This is a genomic window from Rhizobium sp. 3T7, assembly GCF_020166565.1.
GTDB lineage: Bacteria > Pseudomonadota > Alphaproteobacteria > Rhizobiales > Rhizobiaceae > Rhizobium.
On the sequence record NZ_JAIQXS010000023.1, the window covers coordinates 1 to 17,566 of the forward strand.

Here is a 17,566-nt window from a genome sequence, read left to right on the forward strand (position 1 = left end):
AGCAGACAAAAAGCCCCGCCCACAGCGGGGCAGCCCATGTAGAATCGGACCATCAGCAAGCGCTTGAACCCGCTTGCTGATGGTCCGTTTTAGTTGGTGCTACCTGCCGAAGATATCTTCGTTGAGCCGGTTGCCGCCGGACTCCGATTTTGCGACGATACAAAAATCAGACGTTAAACTGCCGCTTTAATTGGGATATTTGCGACAGTCCCGAATTGGAAGTTACAATGAGTCGTTTTTGGAGTCCGCTTGTTCACTCCTTGACCCCCTACGTTGCGGGCAGCAACCGACAATGAGCGGGTTGGTCAAACTGAACACCAATGAAAATCCTTACGGCACATCGCCACTTGCCCTCGCAGCGATATCAGAAGCAGCAAACGATACTCTCCGGCTCTATCCGGACCCGACAGCCTTTCGACTGCGCAAAACCGTGATTTGATTATGGCGAGCCGGGAGCGCCTGACCATCGCTCTGCGAGCGCTTGGTTTTGACGTTCTCCAATCATCCGCCAATTTTCTGTTTGCACGGCATCGCGAAAGATCCGGTGCGGACTTGGCTGCGGGATTGCGGGACAAAGCGGTCCTGGTCCGGCATTTCCCGATGGAACGCATAGAAAACTATCTTCGCATCAGCATTGGAACAGACGCTGAATGCGATAAGCTCTTGGCAGCTTTCAAACAAATACTGCCGAATTCATATTCGGAAGTTTGAGGCCGGTCGGGCGAAATATCGTTGTGAGCGACGACTATTCGAGCGCAAAACGCCATGAAGCGTTCCTTACGAAAACGGCACATATTGGCAGCGTTGGAAGTACCATATTAGTGCATGCCCGGCCGCCGTTTTCTTTTTGATGCAAACACGGCGGCCGCGTCTTAACCTGCCCCACACGCTTAACCATACCGGCTAACCACTCTATTAGCATCCTGTTGAAAACGCGCCAGATTGTGGCACCTTGCTGCCATGACGAACATCAATTCTCCGAAATATAGCGCCGAAGATATGGGACGCTCGCGGGAATGCGAAACCGTCTGCAAAACGGCAATCACCGAAGTTGTCCGTCGCGCGGTAGCGGCGGGATGGCGGGAAGAGGAAATTGCTCTTCATCTCGCCGATGCTGCGGAAAACTATGTCATGTATCTGGCCACCAAAGCGAAACGCAAGGCAATGGCGGCCAATAGCAACTGAGCGCCGTCGACCGCTGGCGGGTCTCGTTGGGGCTGCAGTTGACGATGTGGTGGGCGCCGGCGCAAGTCGCCACCTATGCCCAGTGCAGCTGCGCCGACCGCGCCCGTTGTGATCCAGCAGCCGATCGTCGTCGGCAGTCCATTCCGGCCGATGTCGTCGTCACCCCGGTCCCCGCGACAATCCGAAATGGCCTACGCTGTGGTCGAACCGCCACATCATCGATGCCCCCGACGCACTGCGCGTGCAGGTTCTCGACTGATCCCCAAACAACTGGCTGGGGGCTATCTATTGGTTCTACGATTGGCGTTCAATTCTGCGGCCTGTTTCTGAACGCTTCCGCTTCCGCATAGAACTTCTTTTCCCATTCCTTGTGGTTATCCAGCCCCTCACGAATGAAGGGTGTAAACACTGCAAGGTTCATCAGCGCCCAATTGACGAAGCGGGCCGGGAACTTCAACGGCTTCACGAAATCAACAAACAGCACGACACGCGTCTTTTCGGTATGGTTCCAGGCTTCGTGCTCGTAAGCATCGTCGAAAATCAGAGCCTTGCCCTCCTGCCAGTGGCAGATCTGGTCCTTGACCCGGATGGCCAGCTTGTCGGCAGGCTCCGGCACGATCATGCCGAGATGCAGGCGAAGCACGCCGTTATAAGGTCCGCGATGAGCCGGCAGATGTTTGCCAGGCTCGAAGATCGAGAACATGGCGGTTTTCAATCCTGGAATCTTCTGCACCGCTTCCCAGGTTTGCGGGCACGCCTTGATGTTCTGTTCCGACTTCACGCCGAAGCCGACAAGGAAGAAGGTCTTCCAGCCGCTATCGCTGGAAATCGTCTTCACGTCAGTCGAGATGTCCTGGAATGTCGGCAGTTCGCTTTGCCGCACGAGCACACGGTCCAGTTCTGACCGGATCTGCGGCCACGCCTTCTCCACTTCGGAGGCCCAGGGAAATGTGGCGGCATCGTAGACAGGCGGATTGCCGAGCTTGGCGTATCTGAAGTTCAGCTTTTCCGCCCATGCAACGATACCCATGAAAAAGCGCGTGATCGCGCTCGGTCGATCCATCGGCGCGATGCCGGCGGTGTTGAAGGATTGGCCCTCGGTTGCGGATGGATTTTCGGAAAGACCTGCGTCAGCGGTACCGTCAGTCATGGGGTGTCCAATGCGTAGAATAAGCGGTGAAAAGTTCAAGAAGATATGGATATGGCAGCATTTTTCACAAGCCCGCGCGGCGGCGGTCAAATGTCGCGACGACGTCTGAGGGATCGCAGTGGGCGAAGGTGGTTAGCCAGATAAGCCCGGATGTCGGCGAAATCAATGGGAGATGGATTTCGAGAAAAGGTTGACCACCAGCACGCCGGCAATGATCAGCCCGAGCCCAATGATCGCCGGCGCATCAAGCCGCTGCTTGAAATAGATGAGACCGACGGCGGAAATCAGCACGATGCCGAGCGCGCTCCAGATCGCATAGGCGATGCCAACGGGAATGATCTTCAGCGTCATCGACAGGCAATAGAATGCCGCCACGTAGCAGACAACCAGAACAACGGTCGGCCCGACGCGGGTGAACTGCTGCGACAGCTGCAGCGCCGTCGTGCCGATCACCTCGAGCGCGATCGCAGCAAAGAGCAGCGCATAAACAGCAGCTGGAGCCATGGCGGGGTCCTACTCTACTTGTTCGTCCATTCGACGAGACGGGCGATCAGCGCCTGGCGGTCCCCGCCGTTATCATGACTGGCCAGCATGTCGGCGAGCCAGAGCCCATCGGCAGCGAACCGAACGATCTGCGCGTCGATGGACGAATCCGTGCCGACGTATTCCTCCGTCCGATCCTGCACCCATGCGCGCCAGCGCTGCCGAAGCCGCGGCTCGGCGAGCAGCGCAACCGTTACTTGCGCCCAGTGCGCGGACTCATCGGGACTGTCCCTAAGATCCGCAACAGCATGAAGATAGGCGCGACTGAAACGGCCATGCGGCACCGGATCCTTTCGCATGCGCTCATCGATATCAGCATCGAACCGATCCAGAAGACTCTCGAAGAGGGCGTCAAGCAGCGCGTTCTTCGTCGGGAAATGGTGCAAGAGCCCGCCCTTGCTGACGCCTGATGCGCCGGACACTGCATCCAGTGTCACAGCACCCATACCTTGCTCCATTGTCAGCCGAGCGGCCACGTCCAGCAGCTGCTGGCGCACGACGAGAGGCTGTTTGCGGCGATGATGAGCGAGTGACATATCAACAAAAGATACCGTCCAGACGGTTTTGTCAAGAAATTTATAATCACCAAGCCGACGACGGACGAATTGCCGCGTCCTGATCCGAGCGGTTGCAGTCCTCTTCCTCGCAGTGCATTAAGAGTTCGATTTCGAGGAATGGAACCGTGACGGAAAAAGTCATTACGCTTTACGAGGCAATTGGCGGCGACGCGGCCGTGCGTGCGCTGACGCACCGCTTCTATGAGCTGATGGAGACGCTGGCGGAGGCGAGGCACGTTCGCGCCGTCCATCCGCCGACGCTGGAAGGCAGCGAAGAGAAATTCTACGAATACCTGACGGGATATCTCGGCGGCCCGCCGCTCTACACGGACAAACACGGCCATCCGCGCCTCAGAAGCCGCCATTTTGTTGCCGAGATCGGCCCCGTGGAACGCGATGAGTGGCTGCACTGCTTTCGTCGCGCGCTTGAAGAAACCATCGCCAATCCGAAGCTGCGCGAGATCATCCTGCCGCCCATCGAACGGCTCGCATATCACATGCAGAACAAGGAATAGGAAAAACCATGACGCTGAACACGCGTATCGCGCCGCTATTCTATCTGTTGGCCGGCCTGTTCGGTTTTGCTGGCGTGGCGCTGTCCGCAGCCGCGGCGCATGGCGGCGGCGACGCGCATCTCGTTGCTTCGGCTTCGGCAATGTGCCTGGCGCACGCACCTGCCCTGCTGGCTCTTGCCATCGGCGCCGAGAAACTAAGGACCGCCTGGCTTGCCGGCATACTCATAGGCGCTGGCACACTTCTGTTTGCCGGCGATCTCGTGGCTTTGCGTTATGCGGGTTCCGGCTTGTTTCCGATGGCGGCGCCCACGGGCGGATTTGCCATGATGTTCGGCTGGCTGGCGATCGCGGTGGGCGCCTTCTTCCGCCGGAACTGATCGATCAGCTGACGGGTATGCGCCCAAACCGCAACAGGTTGCCGTGCGGGTCATGGATAAGAGGATTCTTCCATACCCCACGGCCGTCGCTCAAGCGGGCCAGATGCGCCACGCGCTTCCCTTGATATTTCCGAATGGAGCGCGGCTATGCGACCGCCACGCAGGTAGACGGACGTCGCCTCGCATAGCGCTCGGTCGCGCGCCAGCCGGAAATGCAGCTCCATCTCATCGCGGCGCAGGATCAGATAGTCTGAGGACGGGTGGATGATCCGGTTGAAGCCAAGCTCGTCGCGATAGAAGGCCAGCGTCTCATCGAGATCAAGCGATGGCAGAACGGGCAGGATTTCAACTCGATCGGGATCGACCTTGGCCGTTCAGATGCCGTGCACCACGTTGAAACCTTCGAAAACCGGCGGCCCCTTGTACATGGCCTTGCGCTCACCGGCACTACGGTGCGCGGCACGGAAGTTTTCCGACTTCGTCCAGTTCACGAAGTCTTCCTCGCTCTGCCAGAGCGTATGCGAGGAAAACAGCGTGTACTCCTCCTCCGTATTCGTCTTGCCCCGCAGCAGGCGGAACTCGACGAAGCCGGGAACCTGCGAGAGGCTGGAATCGCGATTGCGCCAGACTTCCTCGAAATCTGCCTCGGATCCGATCGCAACCTTGAAGCGGTTCATCGCAATATACATGGAATGATCCCTACGCTTTGTTTTTCACACTGGCGCGCGCCGGCGCGAAGGCCACAACATTATTGCCGTTTGCCGCCTCCAAACCAAGTGGCCTTTCGGGCTGCTGCCCGGGCATGCGTGTCTCCCACAGAGGAAACTCCGACACGTTGGGATAGTCTCTACGCCGCTCGGAATTCCGCAGCAGCAGGTCGTAAAGCTCCGGCACAAGACCGTCACCTCTTTGAGCGGCAAGCTTGTGCAGGCCGATCATCATGACCCCGTCGGGGCGTTCTTCGTTCATCGGGATATGTCTCGTTCGTTCATTGTCTGTAGCGCACGTTCCAAACTGGACTTGCTGCCGTTTCGAAGCGGGATGAAGGCCTTGCCGAACTTCTTGCAGCCGGTCTTCACGCGCAGGCAGGCATCGTGGCTGATACAGTCGATCGGGCAGAAAACGCAGTCGACCGAGGGAAGCACGGTATCGATGCGGGAGACCGCCTCGCGCAAGCCGCCGTCGTGGTGGATCAGCTCTGCCCCAAAGTTGCTTGCGATCTGGCGAAGATGCGCCACCTGGCAGTCCCGTCCGCCGACATACAGGAAACTGCGTCCATCAAGTTTGGACCGCCCGGACGCTTCCTGAACCGTCTCGATACCAGCGTCGACGCGGATCTCGCGGTTGGAACCCTTCTTCGTCTTTCGAGCCATTGCCCACCCGTTCGCTCGTTGATCGTCACACGAACCTGCGTGTGCCGGGGGACCTTATTAAACTTGATTTTTAGAGTAAAGTATAAAGTTGATTGTATCAGTCATATTTTGTCAGCGACCCGTCACCTGAACATCCTGACTGAATGACCAGACCGGCTTACCCCACTCGCTGGGGAGCGAAGGGAACGGCGCCGCTCGGCGAATACCGTCGACAACAGCCTGATCCAGCTCGGGAATACCTGAACTGCGCGCGATCGAAAGACCGTTCAGATCGCCGCTGGCTCCAATTGTGAGGCGAACGCGAACACTCATGGACGCGCTCATACGCTTGTACTCCGACGGCACCCTGACAGAGCGTTTGATCCGTGCCTGCACCTTGCCGGGATAGTTGGCAACGGCTGCGCTCCCACCACCGCCGCTGCTACCGGAGCCACGCGAATTTTGGTTCGATGTTGCTGTCTCGGTCCCCTCGGCCGATCCCTTCTTGGAATCCTGCTTGTTTTCGCCGCCGGACCCCGCAGATGGTTTGGCCTTCTTCGGCAGCTCCTTCTTCTCGGCGGGTTTGGTAGCTGGCTTTTCCGCCTTCGGCTTAGGTTCAGGTGTGGGCTCATCCGGTTCGGGAGCGACCGTCGCTGTCTCCATCGGCTGGACCGGCTTTACCTCTTCCGGCGCCGCCTGGGCGACGGGAGGCGCCTTCGCAAGAACCTCGGCCGGCACTTCCGTCGCCATCGGCTGCACGACGGATGTCTCTGCAGGCGACAGAGAAGTCAGAACCTCGGGCTCCACCGCGACCACATTCTGCGGGGAAACGCGCGTCACCTCTTGCGTGGGCGCAACAGTCACCGGTTCCGTTGGCTCTGTCTCCATGGGCGTTACTGCAGTCGGCTGTATAGTCTGGGTCGGCACGGTCCCGGCCACGATCTGTTCGGGCTGAGGCTCCTCAGCTTTCTCCCCCGCTGCCGCCTGATCCGCCTCCGAATCGCCAAGGATGATGACGCTCACCACCTCGCCAGCCTCTTCGACTGGATCGTGTGGTGTAACCACGAACCCGACGACCAGGATTGCAATGACAGCCGCATGGCAAGCGAAAGAGCTGAAACAAGCCATCACCACATCGCGCTGACGTGGTTTTGCGCTCTCTTCCTTTTCGACGGTCGCATCCATCGATGGCGCGGCAACGACGGTGTTGCTCGCACTCTGCGGATCCTGCGGGAAGGATTCAATCAATGCCAGGCGGGCGTAGTGAATGGAGACTTCTGCGGCTGGCTGGCGTGGCACATTGCGAAGATCAGACAATTCATGCCCGGGATGCATGCCGGGATTGTTGTCGTTCATTCCGCCCTCAGCGACCGGTTCCTCAACGAGAATGACTCTCGATTTGGATTTTGCTGAAACTGCCATTTGCGCCTGCCTCGGCCAGTTGAAACAGAAAACCGCCGGCTGTCATGCCGGCGAACCACTCAACCCTCGAAAGGAACGGAGACCTGTGAACGGGTGACAAGACCCTTCATGCACTCGCCCGCAGCCGGCCCATCGCAGACCGGCGCATCGTTGATCAACAGCCGCGTCACGCTCTCGCACTTGACGTTCGGCATATCGAACTGGCGCACGCGCTTCTTACCTTGCGGCAGATCTCGGAAGTCCAACACGGTGACCCGGTCGACCGCATTCTTATCGTTGAAGAAAGCAAGCTCGAAAGAGATCTTGTTGATCGGCGCGGCCAGATTGTTGAGCGCAACGAAGGTCATCATGCAGCCCTTCTGCGAGGCCGCGAAGCCGTTCAGCTCGACCTCAAGGCCCTTGGCCGGCGAGGCCGCTGCAGCATCCTGAGCAAAAACATGCGATGCACCCGCAACCGCGATCAGACCGCTTGTCAAAAGCGCTGCAACCTTGCTCACTGCCATTCCTTCCATCAGTAGACACTAAAACTTGACTTATAAACTCCGCTATTGCGTCATTAAAAAATGATGACTATGAAAGTCAAGATAATTATGGATTTTCCCGGCGTTGGGCGCCGCGGATCGAGCGGAAATAACCGACCGAAATGATGGTTGAGAAGCCAGATAGCTTTAGTCACGCGTCGCTGCAGCGCCAACCAACCGCAGAAATGCGCGTTCTGGAAAGTGCAGACATTTTTCGCGGAGCGAGCGAGATCATGATCCGTCACGGCGGCGTGGTCTACCGCATGAAAATCACCCGTCAGGGAAAACTCATTCTCAATAAGTAGGGCTAGGACATGACTGAAACCACGAAACCGGCTCCCGCCGACATTCGCGCATTTCGCGCAGAAAATCCGAGGATGCGTGAGCGCGATATCGCTGCTCAGCTTCAGATTTCGGAAGCTGCACTCGTCGCGGCCGAGGTTGGCATCAGCGCAACCCGCATCGACGGTAGCGCCTTAAAGCTTCTGGAGCGGGCAGCTGAACTCGGCGAAGTCATGGCCCTTTCCCGCAACGAAAGTGCCGTTCACGAGAAGATCGGCGTCTACGAGAACATCACCGCCGGACCGCACGCTTCGATCGTGCTTGGGGAAAACATCGACTTGCGCATTTTCCCCAATCGCTGGGCGCATGCCTATGCCGTCTCCAAGAAGGATGGCGACCAGGAGCGTCTCAGCCTGCAGTACTTCGACAGGGCCGGGAACGCAGTTCACAAGGTACATCTTCGCCCGAACTCCAATGTCGAGGCCTATGACGCCATCGTCCGGGATCTGAAGCTTGAGGATCAGTCACAGGAATTCGTCGCCGATCTGACGCTGTCTTCGATGGATGAAAGCGGCGCGGTCACGCGCGACGAGCTGCGCCAGCACTGGAGCAAGCTCACCGACACGCATGAGTTCTTCGGTATGCTGCGCAAGCTGAAGATCGGCCGCCAGGCCGCCGTGCGTACCGTTGGCGACGACTATGCCTGGCAGCTCGACAATACGGCGACGGCAGAGATGATGCATGCTTCGGTCAAGGCGGGCCTGCCGATCATGTGCTTCGTCGCCAACAACGGCATCGTGCAGATCCATTCCGGCCCGATCTTCAACGTGCAGCCGATGGGTCCATGGATCAACGTTCTCGACCCGACCTTCCACCTGCACCTTCGGCAGGATCACATTGCCGAGACCTGGGCCGTACGCAAGCCGACAAAGGACGGCCATGTGACGTCGCTCGAGGCCTATAATGCCGAGGGAGAAATGATCATCCAGTTCTTCGGCAAGCGCAAGGAAGGCACCGAAGAGCGCGACGACTGGCGCTCGATCATGGAAAACCTGCCGCGCGCAGGAACGAGCGTCGCAGCTTGAGAAAGGGATGACGATGCGTAAAGAACCGCGCCACGAGTGGCTTTGGGCACTGGCGTTTTCGGCGGCGGCTATTGCGCTGTCGCTGGCTCCTGTCTCAGATGCCTTGGCGGCCGAGAAACTGGATACGACCCGCCTCGTATCCGTCGGCGGCGACGTTACCGAGATCATCTATGCGCTCGGTGAGCAGGACCGGCTGATCGCGCGCGACACGACAAGCATGTATCCCGAAGCGGCGATGAAGCTGCCCGATGTCGGCTACATGCGCGCCCTGTCGCCGGAGGGTATCCTTGCGATGAACCCGACGGCGATCATCGCCATCGAGGGATCCGGACCGCCGGAAGCGCTGAACGTGCTGAAGAGCGCGAGCGTCCCTTTCGAGACCGTGCCTAACGCCTATACGCGCGAAGGCATCCTCGCGAAGATCGACCGGGTCGGCGATCTCCTCGGTCAGCCCGACAAGGCAAGGTCATTGGAAGAGAAGGTCGGCGCGGACCTCGACGCGGCGATCGCCGACGCTGAGAAGCGCCCCGAAGGCGAGCGCAAGCGCGTACTCTTCATTCTCAGCATGCAGGGCGGCAAGATCATGGCCTCCGGAACCGACACGGCGGCCGACGGCATCATCAAGCTGTCGGGCTCCGTCAATGCAGTGGGAAACTTCCCCGGCTACAAGCCGCTGACCGACGAAGCGATCGTGGAAGCCAAGCCCGACGTGATCTTGATGATGAACCGCGGCGACGGCTCGGCCACGAAGAATGAAGATCTTCTCAAGCAGCCCGCACTGGCCTTGACACCCGCGGCACAGAACAAGGCGATCATCCGCATGGACGGCCTGCACCTGCTCGGTTTCGGCCCCCGCACCGCGGGCGCCGTGCGTGAATTGAACGCGGCGATCTACGGAAGCTGATGATGGCCCTGCAGGACGCCATGGGACAGAAGCGCGCCATGTTTTCGCTGACAGGTCTCCGGGACCTTCACAGGGCCGGTGACCGGAGCCGCCTTGCTCTGCTGGCGATCGTTCTGCTTGCGGTTGGCTCCGTCCTGTCCCTGTTGTTTTCGGTGGGAACGGGCGCTTCTAACGCCTCGTTCCTCGACGTGATTGCAAACATGGCGGGGTCGGATGAGGCGCTGACTGCGCGCGACCGGATCATCATCTTCGATATCCGCATGCCTCGCGCGATCCTGGGCTTCCTGGTTGGCGGCTCGCTTGCCGTCTCGGGAGCCGTCATGCAGGGCCTGTTCCGAAATCCGCTCGCGGATCCGGGCCTTGTCGGCGTCTCCTCGGGTGCGAGCCTCGGTGCAGTGGTGATCATCGTGCTCGCCAGCACCTTTGCCGCGCCGCTCTACGCTCTGCTTGGCATCTATGCGCTGCCGCTCGCAGCCTTCTGCGGCGGCCTTGCCAGCACGTGGCTACTCTACCGGATTGCGACCGGCAACGGCCAGACCTCGGTTGCCACGATGCTGCTTGGCGGCATCGCGCTCGGCTCGCTTGCCGGCGCGCTCACCGGGCTGCTGATCTACATGGCTAACGATCAGCAGCTGCGCGACCTCACTTTCTGGGGCATGGGATCGCTTGCCGGAGCAACATGGGCAAAGATTGCCACCGCCGCCCCGATCATTCTTCTCTCATTTGCCGCCATGCCGTTCATGGCCCGCGGCCTCAATGCCATGACGCTCGGTGAAGCGACGGCGTTCCACATGGGCATCCCCGTACAGCGGTTGAAGACTATTGCCATCGTCAGCGTCGCCGCAGCGACGGGTGCTTCGGTCGCCGTCAGCGGCGGCATCGGTTTCGTCGGCATCGTGGTTCCCCACGTGCTGCGTATGTCGATCGGCCCCGATCACCGCTTCCTGCTGCCCGCCTCCGCACTTCTCGGCGGCTCGCTGCTGATTTTCGCCGATGTCCTTGCCAGGACGATCGTCGCGCCGGCCGAATTGCCGATCGGCATTATTACGGCCGCTGTCGGCGGCCCGTTCTTCCTTTGGATTCTGTTGCGGCATCGCGCACGCCTTGCCCTTTGAGTATCAAGCAATGATCGAAGTATCCGGCGCTTCCGTACGCCTTTCCGGCAAGACCATTGTTAGTCAGGTCGGCTTCACCGCGCAGGCTGGCCAGTTGACGGCGATCGCCGGTCCGAACGGGTCAGGCAAGACGACGACGATGAAGGCCGTCTCTGGCGAACTCCCCTATGCGGGCTCCATTCGCCTCAACGGGCAGGATGTGAGCGCGCTGCAGCCATGGCAGTTGGCGACGATGCGTGGCGTGCTGCCGCAGGCAAACTCGATCTCCTTCCCGTTCACGGTGCGCGAAGTGGTGCGGATGGGCTTGACCGCCGGTGTCAATCGCCCTGAGAAAGCCGAGCAGACTGCGGCGAACGCACTGGCCGCTGTCGATCTCGGGGGCTTCGAGGGACGTTTTTATCAGGAGCTTTCCGGCGGTGAGCAGCAGCGCGTGCAGCTCGCCCGCGTTCTCTGCCAGATCACTGAGCCCGTCGTCGACGAAAAGCCGTGCTGGCTCCTGCTCGACGAGCCGGTGTCGAGCCTCGACATCAGCCATCAGCTGACCATCATGACACTGGCGCGCAAATTCTGCGAAGCCGGTGGCGGCGTCATCGCCGTCATGCACGATCTCAACCTGACCGCGCTCTTCTCCGACCAGATCATCCTCATGAAATCCGGGCAAGTGGCTGCGAGAGGCAGCGTTCGCGACGTGCTGACGGATGAGACCATGGAATCCGTCTTTGGCTGTGCCCTGCGGATCAATCAGGTTCCAACAGACGGCACACCCTTCGTGCTTGCTCATAGTGCAGTTCAGGCCTGATACAATCCAGCGTAGCGGAACTTTTGAAGGTCGACCGCGTTAAGCAACTGATCATGTGGGTCATTGCCGGGGGACAATCTTCATGCAAACTTCGGTGACGGCCCTGTGTTGAACCAGGCCGCATCAAAGCGCGCCTTACCGATGGAGAAAATCGTGGCCTCTTCGCTCCTCCACCCCATTCGCAGCCGGCGCAATGGCGGCGCGCTTCACAACATTGAATCCACCATCGAAGAGCAGATCGAGGCTCTTCGCGATGACATCGCGGCCCTGACGAAGATCGCTGGAAAGCAGTCGCGGAAGTCCGGTGATCGACTTCGCTATCAGGCAGCAACCAGCTACGACGATCTACTGTCACGCAGCGAAGACCTGATCCACGAATTGCAGGAGGGCTACCTTCGCGGCGCGCGGGAAGTGCGCAACACGGTACGCCGGCATCCCGTAGCCACCATCGGCGCGGCGGCAGCCTTCGGGCTCGTCCTCGCCCTCCTCGCCCGCCGTTAAGGAGGCGAGATGCTCTTCCCTCTTCTCAGCCTGCTGGTAGGCACGAGTGTTCACCGAACCGTTGCGCGGACGAAGCGCAACGGTATTTTCATTGCGATTGCCGTCGTACTCTTGTTGACCGCCTATACGCTCGCGGTGGTCGCTGGCGCGATATGGCTCTCAGGCATTTATGGGCCCATAGGCGCGGCGCTATTCCTGGCTGCCGCGGCGCTGCTGATCGCCGTCGTCGTTCTCATCATCATGATGGTGATCAATGCGCAGGAGGCGCGTCGCGCCAAGGAACGCAAGCAGGCGTTGGAATCGCTTGCCGCAGTCGGCATTGGCCTCGTCCGGGCTCAGCCCCTATTGACGGCCGGGGTCCTCGCAGCGATCGTCGCGGCTAATCTCATGGGCTCCAAGCGAGACGACTGACACTTAGATAACTCTTCTGCTACTGTGCTACACGAGAAAGGCCGGCGCCTCGAGGCAGCCGGCCTCTTTCTCGGTATCTGGGCAAGTGTCAGAAGGCAAAAGCTTTGGACGTAAGCGGCGACGATGTCGCGTCAGGTCCGAAATCCGCCTCGCCCGTAATTTGAAGGAGCTCCTGCAGACGCTGGCGAGCGCGGTTTACGCGGCTCTTGATCGTGCCGACGGCACATCCGCAGATTTCCGCGGCTTCTTCGTAGGAGAACCCCGATGCGCCGACCAGAATGATCGCTTCACGCTGATCGGGGGGCAACTGATCGAGCGCCTTCTTAAAATCCTGAAGATCGAGCGCCCCGTACTGCGCCGGGTGCATCGCCATGGACTCAGTGAACAAACCATCGCTATCTTGAATCTCGCGTCCGCTCTTGCGCATCTGGCTGTAAAGCTCATTGCGCAGGATCGTGAAGAGCCAGGCCTTCATGTTGGTGCCCATCTCGAAATGGTCCTGCTTTGCCCAGGCCTTCATGATGGTGTCCTGAACCAGATCATCCGCCCGATCGTGACGTCCAATCAGCGAAATGGCAAAGGCTCGAAGACTCGGAAGCGACGCAAGGAGCTCGCGTTTGAAGCTTGGTTGCTGCTTTTCCATGGAGCCACCTTACTTCGCGGCCTTGGCCGAAGCGACCAGCTCAGCCTGGTCAAGCTTCTCGAGCAAATCGAGAAAGCGCTCCGGAATTGCCTCGTCCTGCACGGCAGCATAAAGCGATCGCAACTTCACCCCGATCTGGCTGTTCGGGTCGAGGATATCGCTTGCGCGCATTTCCAGCCGCTGCCGATCCTTTTCATTCTTCCGTGTCGTCATCAATCGTCACTTTACTTGTTATCCGCCCGTCCTGCCACGCCGCCATGATTAAGTTCGTCTTAACTAAATAAGCCGCTTGGGCAGGCTGATTGGCGAACATCCCGTTGCGTGTCATGAAACAAATGCGATGAGCCCTCTGTTTGTAGGCACGATAATGCTGCTGAGAAAAAAAAGTTCCTATATGTCAGGAACATTTTTACAGTCCGCCGCGTTTTAATCGCCATTGAGGCCCCTTACCGGCCTGTTGGGAGCTATAAATGACACTTTCGACTCGAATTGCGCCGCACCTTCCTTATCTGCGTCGTTATTCCCGCGCGCTTACTGGAACGCAGACGTCGGGCGACGCCTATGTAGCCGCCGTACTCGAGGCGATCATTACCGATATATCCATTTTCCCGGATACCGCGGATGACCGCGTTGCATTGTACAAACTTTTCACCTCGCTGTTTGGTTCCGTCACGGTCCAGATTCCTGAACCTGCCTCGCCTTATGCGTGGGAGCAGCGCGCAACGCTGAACCTCGCCAAGGTTTCGCCGCGCGCCCGCCAGGCTTTTATCCTCGCCTCCGTCGAGAACTTTCGGGTTGGAGAAATTGCGGAGATTCTGGACGTGGAAGAAGACGAAGTCGTCAGCCTGCTTGACGACGCATCGCGCGAGATCTCTCGACAGGTTGCCACTGATGTCATGATCATCGAGGACGAGCCACTGATTGCGATGGACATCGAACAAATGGTGGAAAGCCTCGGCCACCGTGTTACCGGCATCGCCCGCACCCATGCCGAAGCGGTTGCGCTTTATAACAGGACCCGGCCGGGCATGGTTCTGGCAGATATCCAGCTTGCCGACGGCAGCTCCGGCATCGATGCGGTCAACGACATTCTCAAGACCGCGAGCGTGCCAGTGATCTTTATCACCGCTTTTCCGGAGCGACTGCTGACGGGCGAACGGCCGGAGCCGACGTTCCTGGTCACAAAGCCGTTCAATCCGGACATGGTCAAAGCATTGATCAGTCAGGCACTTTTCTTCAACCAATCCACCAAGGCCGCCGCCTGAGGAAATGGCGACGCGAGGAACAAAGAGAACGGAAACGCGTTTTCGGAGAATCTGGAACGCTTTTCCGGCCTTAAAGTATTCTTTTAGCGCTTTCTTCTAGGATAAGTTTCCCGATCAATGGGCACCCTCCTCCGCCGTGAGGAAGGATCAAAAATGGGAAAGGCGACTAGGTGAACAGGAATGAACCGGTGCCCGGCATGCCCTTCGCGCTGGAAGGCAGAGTGGTTCTACTGCAACGCTCGCTCGCAAGTGCCGGGATTTCAGTGATCTACCAAGATCCTGGCCTGTCGATCACCTATGCCGATAACCTTCCTCTATATTTTCAGCCGCTTGCAATACCGGGCGGAACTGACGCCGATCTCTTCGGCGAGACACATGGGCGCAACCTGGAGAAGCTGAAGCAGCAGGTATTCGAAACCGGGAAGCAGACGACAACCGAGGTCGACATTTCGATCGACGGGGAAAAACGCACGTACGAACTGAAGATTCAGCGCGTTGGCACGGATCACGCCATGGGCATCCTTACCGTCATATCCGAGGTAACGGAGGCGCGGCATCGCGAAAAAGTGCTGAAGTCCCTTCTTCGCGAGCTATCGCACCGCTCGAAGAACCTCCTGGCCATTATTCAGGGCATCGCCACACAAACAGCCCGCAACACCATATCGCTGGATAGCTTCCTGGCGAAATTCCGCGGGCGATTGCAATCGCTGTCGAATTCGCAGGACTTGATTACCGACTCCAGTTGGCGCGGCGCCTTCCTGTTCGAACTCGCTGAAAAGCAGTTCGCGCCCTATTGGCCTGAGACCGCAGGGCCGCTGCCGATCTCCGGGATAAACGTCCACCTGACACCCAATGCCGCCGTGCATGTCGGCTTGGCACTGCACGAATTGATCGTCAATTCGGCTTCCTATGGAGCGATCGCCGGCAGCAAACCTGCTGTCACCTTGAGCTGCCACGAAGTCGCCTCCGCCGGGCGAAAGGCAATCGAGGTTTCATGGGCGGAGACGCTGTGCGATCCGACGGAGATTCATGAATTCAGCGAAAACAGCTTCGGCAGGACGGTGCTCGAACGCGTCGTCCCCTCCTCCGTAAACGGCAAGGCCGAACTCACGCTGGTACCAGGCCGGATCGAATATCATCTGGTCATTCCCGACGCCGAGTTCGAGATTCTCCGGCGTCCTCCTCGGCAGGCAGCCATGCACTAAACGAAGAACAGCCAGTGCGAGGGCGGCGCACCGGCTGTTCTTTCACTCACCGGGAGGGGACCGTGAGTACGTCCGAACGATGGGTTGGGGGCGCGCATGTTGGGTCGATGCGGTCATCGTTCGGATACCGCAGTAACGGGCAAGTATCCGAATGGTTCCCCGAACGGACGAGAAAAAGTCGATTTTTTCATTTTTTTATCTGCAGGACACGATCGAGGTCGGACGGCACTCCAAGGTGGGGAAAATAGCCATATAAAAACAATATGATAACAGGTACGCACGGCAAAAATTTTACCGTTTGATAAATTTTTGAACCTGAGTTACGCTTTCCCTTACTGGCCGTTTACCAATAATGAGGGAACTTCAATGGAACGACTGGGAACTGGGATTCGTGCTGGCCGGCTTTCGCCCGCCGAGTACGAGTCGAACTTCTCCGATCTTCATCCGCGCCTCGATAAGCACGAGGCGCTGGTCGCTGCCGACCGCTGTTATTTCTGCTACGACGCGCCGTGCATGACGGCCTGTCCCACCTCCATCGACATTCCGCTCTTCATCCGGCAGATCGCCACCGGCAATCCGCTCGGATCGGCCAAGACGATCTTCGACCAGAACATTCTGGGCGGCATGTGCGCTCGCGTCTGTCCCACCGAAGAGTTGTGCGAGCAGGCCTGTGTGCGCAACACGGCGGAAGAACGTCCCGTCGAAATCGGCCGTCTGCAGCGCTTTGCCACCGACACGGCCATGCAGGCGGACATGCAGTTTTACAGCCGTGCTACCTCGAGCGGAAAGAAGATTGCCGTCATCGGCGCGGGCCCGGCAGGTCTTGCGGCTGCCCATCGCCTTGCTGTGAAGGGCCATGATGTCGTGATTTACGACGCCAGGCCGAAATCCGGCGGCCTCAACGAATATGGCATCGCCACCTACAAGACGGTCGACGACTTCGCGCAGAAGGAAGTGGACTACGTTCTGGCGATCGGCGGCATCGACGTTAGACATGACCAACAGCTCGGCCGCGATTTCTCTCTCGCGGATCTGCAATCGCAGTATGATGCCGTTTTCCTCGGCATCGGCCTTGCCGGCGTCAATGCGTTGCGTGTCGATGGTGAAAACCTGCCAGGCGTCGATGACGCCGTCGACTTCATTGCCGGCCTGCGCCAGGCCGCAGACAAGGGTGACGTTGCCATCGGCCGCCGCGTCGTCGTTCTCGGCGGCGGCATGACGGCGATCGATGCCGCCGTGCAGGCAAAGCTGCTGGGCGCCGAGGAAGTGACGATCTGTTATCGCCGCGGCAAGGAGCATATGAACGCCTCGGAATTCGAGCAGGATCTCGCCACATCCAAGGGCGTCATCATCCGCCACTGGCTGGCGCCAAAATCCATTCTCGCACAGGACGGCAAGGTTGCCGCGATCGAGGTGGAATATACCAAGCTCGTCGATGGTCGCCTGTCGACGACGGGAGAGACGGGTGTCATTGCCGCCGACCAGATCTTCAAGGCGATCGGCCAGACCTTCGACGCTTCCGGCCTCGGCGCGCTGCGCATGGAGTCCGGCCGCATCGCCATCGATGCGGAAGGCAAGACCTCGCTGGATGGCGTGTGGGCCGGCGGCGATTGCGTCTTCGGCGGCGACGACCTGACCGTCTCGGCCGTCGCGCAAGGCCGCGATGCCGCTGAATCCATCAACCGCGTGCTTGCTGCCGGCGCGCAGCCGGCCGTTGCCGTCGCGTGAAGGGGA

The 17,566-nt window shown here is 59.2% G+C and carries 24 protein-coding genes and 2 pseudogenes; 15 read left to right on the forward strand and 11 right to left on the reverse strand.

What is annotated here, in order from left to right; all coding sequences use genetic code 11:
* Positions 1–227: 227 nt before the first annotated feature.
* The 3 genes and pseudogenes from K9B32_RS29185 to K9B32_RS24140 all read left to right on the forward strand — a co-directional run.
* Positions 228–433, forward strand: a pseudogene (locus K9B32_RS29185) (histidinol-phosphate transaminase); the annotation flags it as partial.
* A gap of 8 nt (positions 434–441) precedes the next feature.
* Positions 442–711: an aminotransferase class I/II-fold pyridoxal phosphate-dependent enzyme gene (locus K9B32_RS29190; RefSeq protein ID WP_411969746.1), complete on the forward strand. Its 270-nt coding sequence runs from the start codon at positions 442–444 to the stop codon at positions 709–711.
* Between the two features lie 249 nt (positions 712–960).
* On the forward strand, positions 961–1,185 hold the full coding sequence (locus K9B32_RS24140; protein WP_224566818.1) for a hypothetical protein: 225 nt from the start codon (positions 961–963) through the stop codon (positions 1,183–1,185).
* A gap of 307 nt (positions 1,186–1,492) precedes the next feature.
* On the opposite strand, the gene K9B32_RS24145 is transcribed toward K9B32_RS24140, so the two are convergent.
* The 3 genes from K9B32_RS24145 to K9B32_RS24155 all read right to left on the reverse strand — a co-directional run bounded on the left by K9B32_RS24145 (position 1,493) and on the right by K9B32_RS24155 (position 3,414).
* Positions 1,493–2,335 (reverse strand): aspartyl/asparaginyl beta-hydroxylase domain-containing protein, encoded by an 843-nt coding sequence (locus K9B32_RS24145; protein WP_224566820.1) that lies wholly within the window; start codon positions 2,333–2,335, stop codon positions 1,493–1,495.
* Positions 2,336–2,497: 162 nt separating this feature from the next.
* Positions 2,498–2,839: an SMR family transporter gene (locus K9B32_RS24150; RefSeq protein WP_224566822.1), complete on the reverse strand. Its 342-nt coding sequence runs from the start codon at positions 2,837–2,839 to the stop codon at positions 2,498–2,500.
* Between the two features lie 14 nt (positions 2,840–2,853).
* Positions 2,854–3,414 (reverse strand): TetR/AcrR family transcriptional regulator, encoded by a 561-nt coding sequence (locus tag K9B32_RS24155; RefSeq protein ID WP_224566824.1) that lies wholly within the window; start codon positions 3,412–3,414, stop codon positions 2,854–2,856.
* A 146-nt stretch (positions 3,415–3,560) separates the two neighbouring features.
* Here K9B32_RS24155 and K9B32_RS24160 point away from each other — a divergent pair, with 146 nt between their 5' ends.
* Together K9B32_RS24160 and K9B32_RS24165 are read left to right on the forward strand one after the other, a co-directional pair.
* The gene (locus K9B32_RS24160; RefSeq protein WP_224566825.1) at positions 3,561–3,950 is read left to right on the forward strand and encodes a group II truncated hemoglobin; all 390 of its coding nucleotides are present in this window, start codon (positions 3,561–3,563) and stop codon (positions 3,948–3,950) included.
* 8 nt (positions 3,951–3,958) lie between these two features.
* Positions 3,959–4,327, forward strand: a complete 369-nt coding sequence (locus K9B32_RS24165) for a DUF423 domain-containing protein (RefSeq protein WP_224566828.1) — start codon at positions 3,959–3,961, stop codon at positions 4,325–4,327.
* Positions 4,328–4,331: 4 nt separating this feature from the next.
* Here K9B32_RS24165 and K9B32_RS24170 read toward each other — a convergent pair.
* The 6 genes and pseudogenes from K9B32_RS24170 to K9B32_RS24195 form a co-directional block, all read right to left on the reverse strand.
* Positions 4,332–4,671, reverse strand: a pseudogene (locus tag K9B32_RS24170) (bleomycin resistance protein).
* Positions 4,672–4,701: 30 nt separating this feature from the next.
* Entirely contained in the window at positions 4,702–5,016 is a 315-nt protein-coding gene (locus K9B32_RS24175) for an antibiotic biosynthesis monooxygenase family protein (RefSeq protein WP_007790189.1), read from the reverse strand.
* A 10-nt stretch (positions 5,017–5,026) separates the two neighbouring features.
* Positions 5,027–5,296, reverse strand: coding sequence for a hypothetical protein (locus tag K9B32_RS24180; protein ID WP_224566830.1), 270 nt, complete (start codon positions 5,294–5,296; stop codon positions 5,027–5,029).
* Positions 5,293–5,700 (reverse strand): DUF2325 domain-containing protein, encoded by a 408-nt coding sequence (locus tag K9B32_RS24185; RefSeq protein ID WP_224566832.1) that lies wholly within the window; start codon positions 5,698–5,700, stop codon positions 5,293–5,295. The genes K9B32_RS24180 and K9B32_RS24185 overlap by 4 nt, the downstream gene beginning before the upstream one ends.
* Positions 5,701–5,811: 111 nt before the next feature.
* Complete coding sequence (locus K9B32_RS24190; RefSeq protein WP_224566834.1) at positions 5,812–7,101, reverse strand: cell envelope integrity protein TolA; 1,290 nt, start codon at positions 7,099–7,101, stop codon at positions 5,812–5,814.
* A 59-nt stretch (positions 7,102–7,160) separates the two neighbouring features.
* Positions 7,161–7,604 (reverse strand): hypothetical protein, encoded by a 444-nt coding sequence (locus K9B32_RS24195; RefSeq protein WP_224566836.1) that lies wholly within the window; start codon positions 7,602–7,604, stop codon positions 7,161–7,163.
* 140 nt (positions 7,605–7,744) lie between these two features.
* Here K9B32_RS24195 and hemP point away from each other — a divergent pair, with 140 nt between their 5' ends.
* From hemP to K9B32_RS24230, 7 genes are all read left to right on the forward strand, one after another.
* Positions 7,745–7,927 carry a hemin uptake protein HemP gene (gene hemP, locus K9B32_RS24200; protein ID WP_224566838.1) on the forward strand — a complete coding sequence of 61 codons (183 nt, stop codon included), beginning with the start codon at positions 7,745–7,747 and terminating at the stop codon, positions 7,925–7,927.
* A 9-nt stretch (positions 7,928–7,936) separates the two neighbouring features.
* Positions 7,937–8,989: a hemin-degrading factor gene (locus K9B32_RS24205; protein WP_224566840.1), complete on the forward strand. Its 1,053-nt coding sequence runs from the start codon at positions 7,937–7,939 to the stop codon at positions 8,987–8,989.
* A 7-nt stretch (positions 8,990–8,996) separates the two neighbouring features.
* Positions 8,997–9,893, forward strand: coding sequence for a hemin ABC transporter substrate-binding protein (locus K9B32_RS24210; RefSeq protein ID WP_224566842.1), 897 nt, complete (start codon positions 8,997–8,999; stop codon positions 9,891–9,893).
* A 2-nt stretch (positions 9,894–9,895) separates the two neighbouring features.
* On the forward strand, positions 9,896–11,008 hold the full coding sequence (locus K9B32_RS24215; RefSeq protein ID WP_224566844.1) for a FecCD family ABC transporter permease: 1,113 nt from the start codon (positions 9,896–9,898) through the stop codon (positions 11,006–11,008).
* A gap of 10 nt (positions 11,009–11,018) precedes the next feature.
* Positions 11,019–11,807 (forward strand): heme ABC transporter ATP-binding protein, encoded by a 789-nt coding sequence (locus tag K9B32_RS24220; protein WP_224566846.1) that lies wholly within the window; start codon positions 11,019–11,021, stop codon positions 11,805–11,807.
* A gap of 141 nt (positions 11,808–11,948) precedes the next feature.
* Positions 11,949–12,308, forward strand: a complete 360-nt coding sequence (locus K9B32_RS24225) for a YqjD family protein (RefSeq protein ID WP_224566847.1) — start codon at positions 11,949–11,951, stop codon at positions 12,306–12,308.
* Positions 12,309–12,317: 9 nt separating this feature from the next.
* Entirely contained in the window at positions 12,318–12,719 is a 402-nt protein-coding gene (locus K9B32_RS24230) for a hypothetical protein (protein WP_224566849.1), read from the forward strand.
* 88 nt (positions 12,720–12,807) lie between these two features.
* Here K9B32_RS24230 and K9B32_RS24235 read toward each other — a convergent pair whose 3' ends face one another.
* Positions 12,808–13,362, reverse strand: a complete 555-nt coding sequence (locus tag K9B32_RS24235) for an RNA polymerase sigma factor (RefSeq protein ID WP_224566852.1) — start codon at positions 13,360–13,362, stop codon at positions 12,808–12,810.
* Between the two features lie 9 nt (positions 13,363–13,371).
* Complete coding sequence (locus tag K9B32_RS24240) at positions 13,372–13,533, reverse strand: NepR family anti-sigma factor (RefSeq protein ID WP_224566993.1); 162 nt, start codon at positions 13,531–13,533, stop codon at positions 13,372–13,374.
* A gap of 299 nt (positions 13,534–13,832) precedes the next feature.
* On the opposite strand from K9B32_RS24240, the gene K9B32_RS24245 reads away from it, so the two are divergent.
* The 3 genes from K9B32_RS24245 to K9B32_RS24255 all read left to right on the forward strand — a co-directional run bounded on the left by K9B32_RS24245 (position 13,833) and on the right by K9B32_RS24255 (position 17,560).
* Positions 13,833–14,627 (forward strand): response regulator, encoded by a 795-nt coding sequence (locus tag K9B32_RS24245; protein WP_224566854.1) that lies wholly within the window; start codon positions 13,833–13,835, stop codon positions 14,625–14,627.
* A 197-nt stretch (positions 14,628–14,824) separates the two neighbouring features.
* Positions 14,825–15,832: a sensor histidine kinase gene (locus K9B32_RS24250; protein ID WP_263491085.1), complete on the forward strand. Its 1,008-nt coding sequence runs from the start codon at positions 14,825–14,827 to the stop codon at positions 15,830–15,832.
* Between the two features lie 366 nt (positions 15,833–16,198).
* Complete coding sequence (locus K9B32_RS24255; RefSeq protein WP_224566856.1) at positions 16,199–17,560, forward strand: NAD(P)-dependent oxidoreductase; 1,362 nt, start codon at positions 16,199–16,201, stop codon at positions 17,558–17,560.
* Positions 17,561–17,566: the final 6 nt, after the last annotated feature.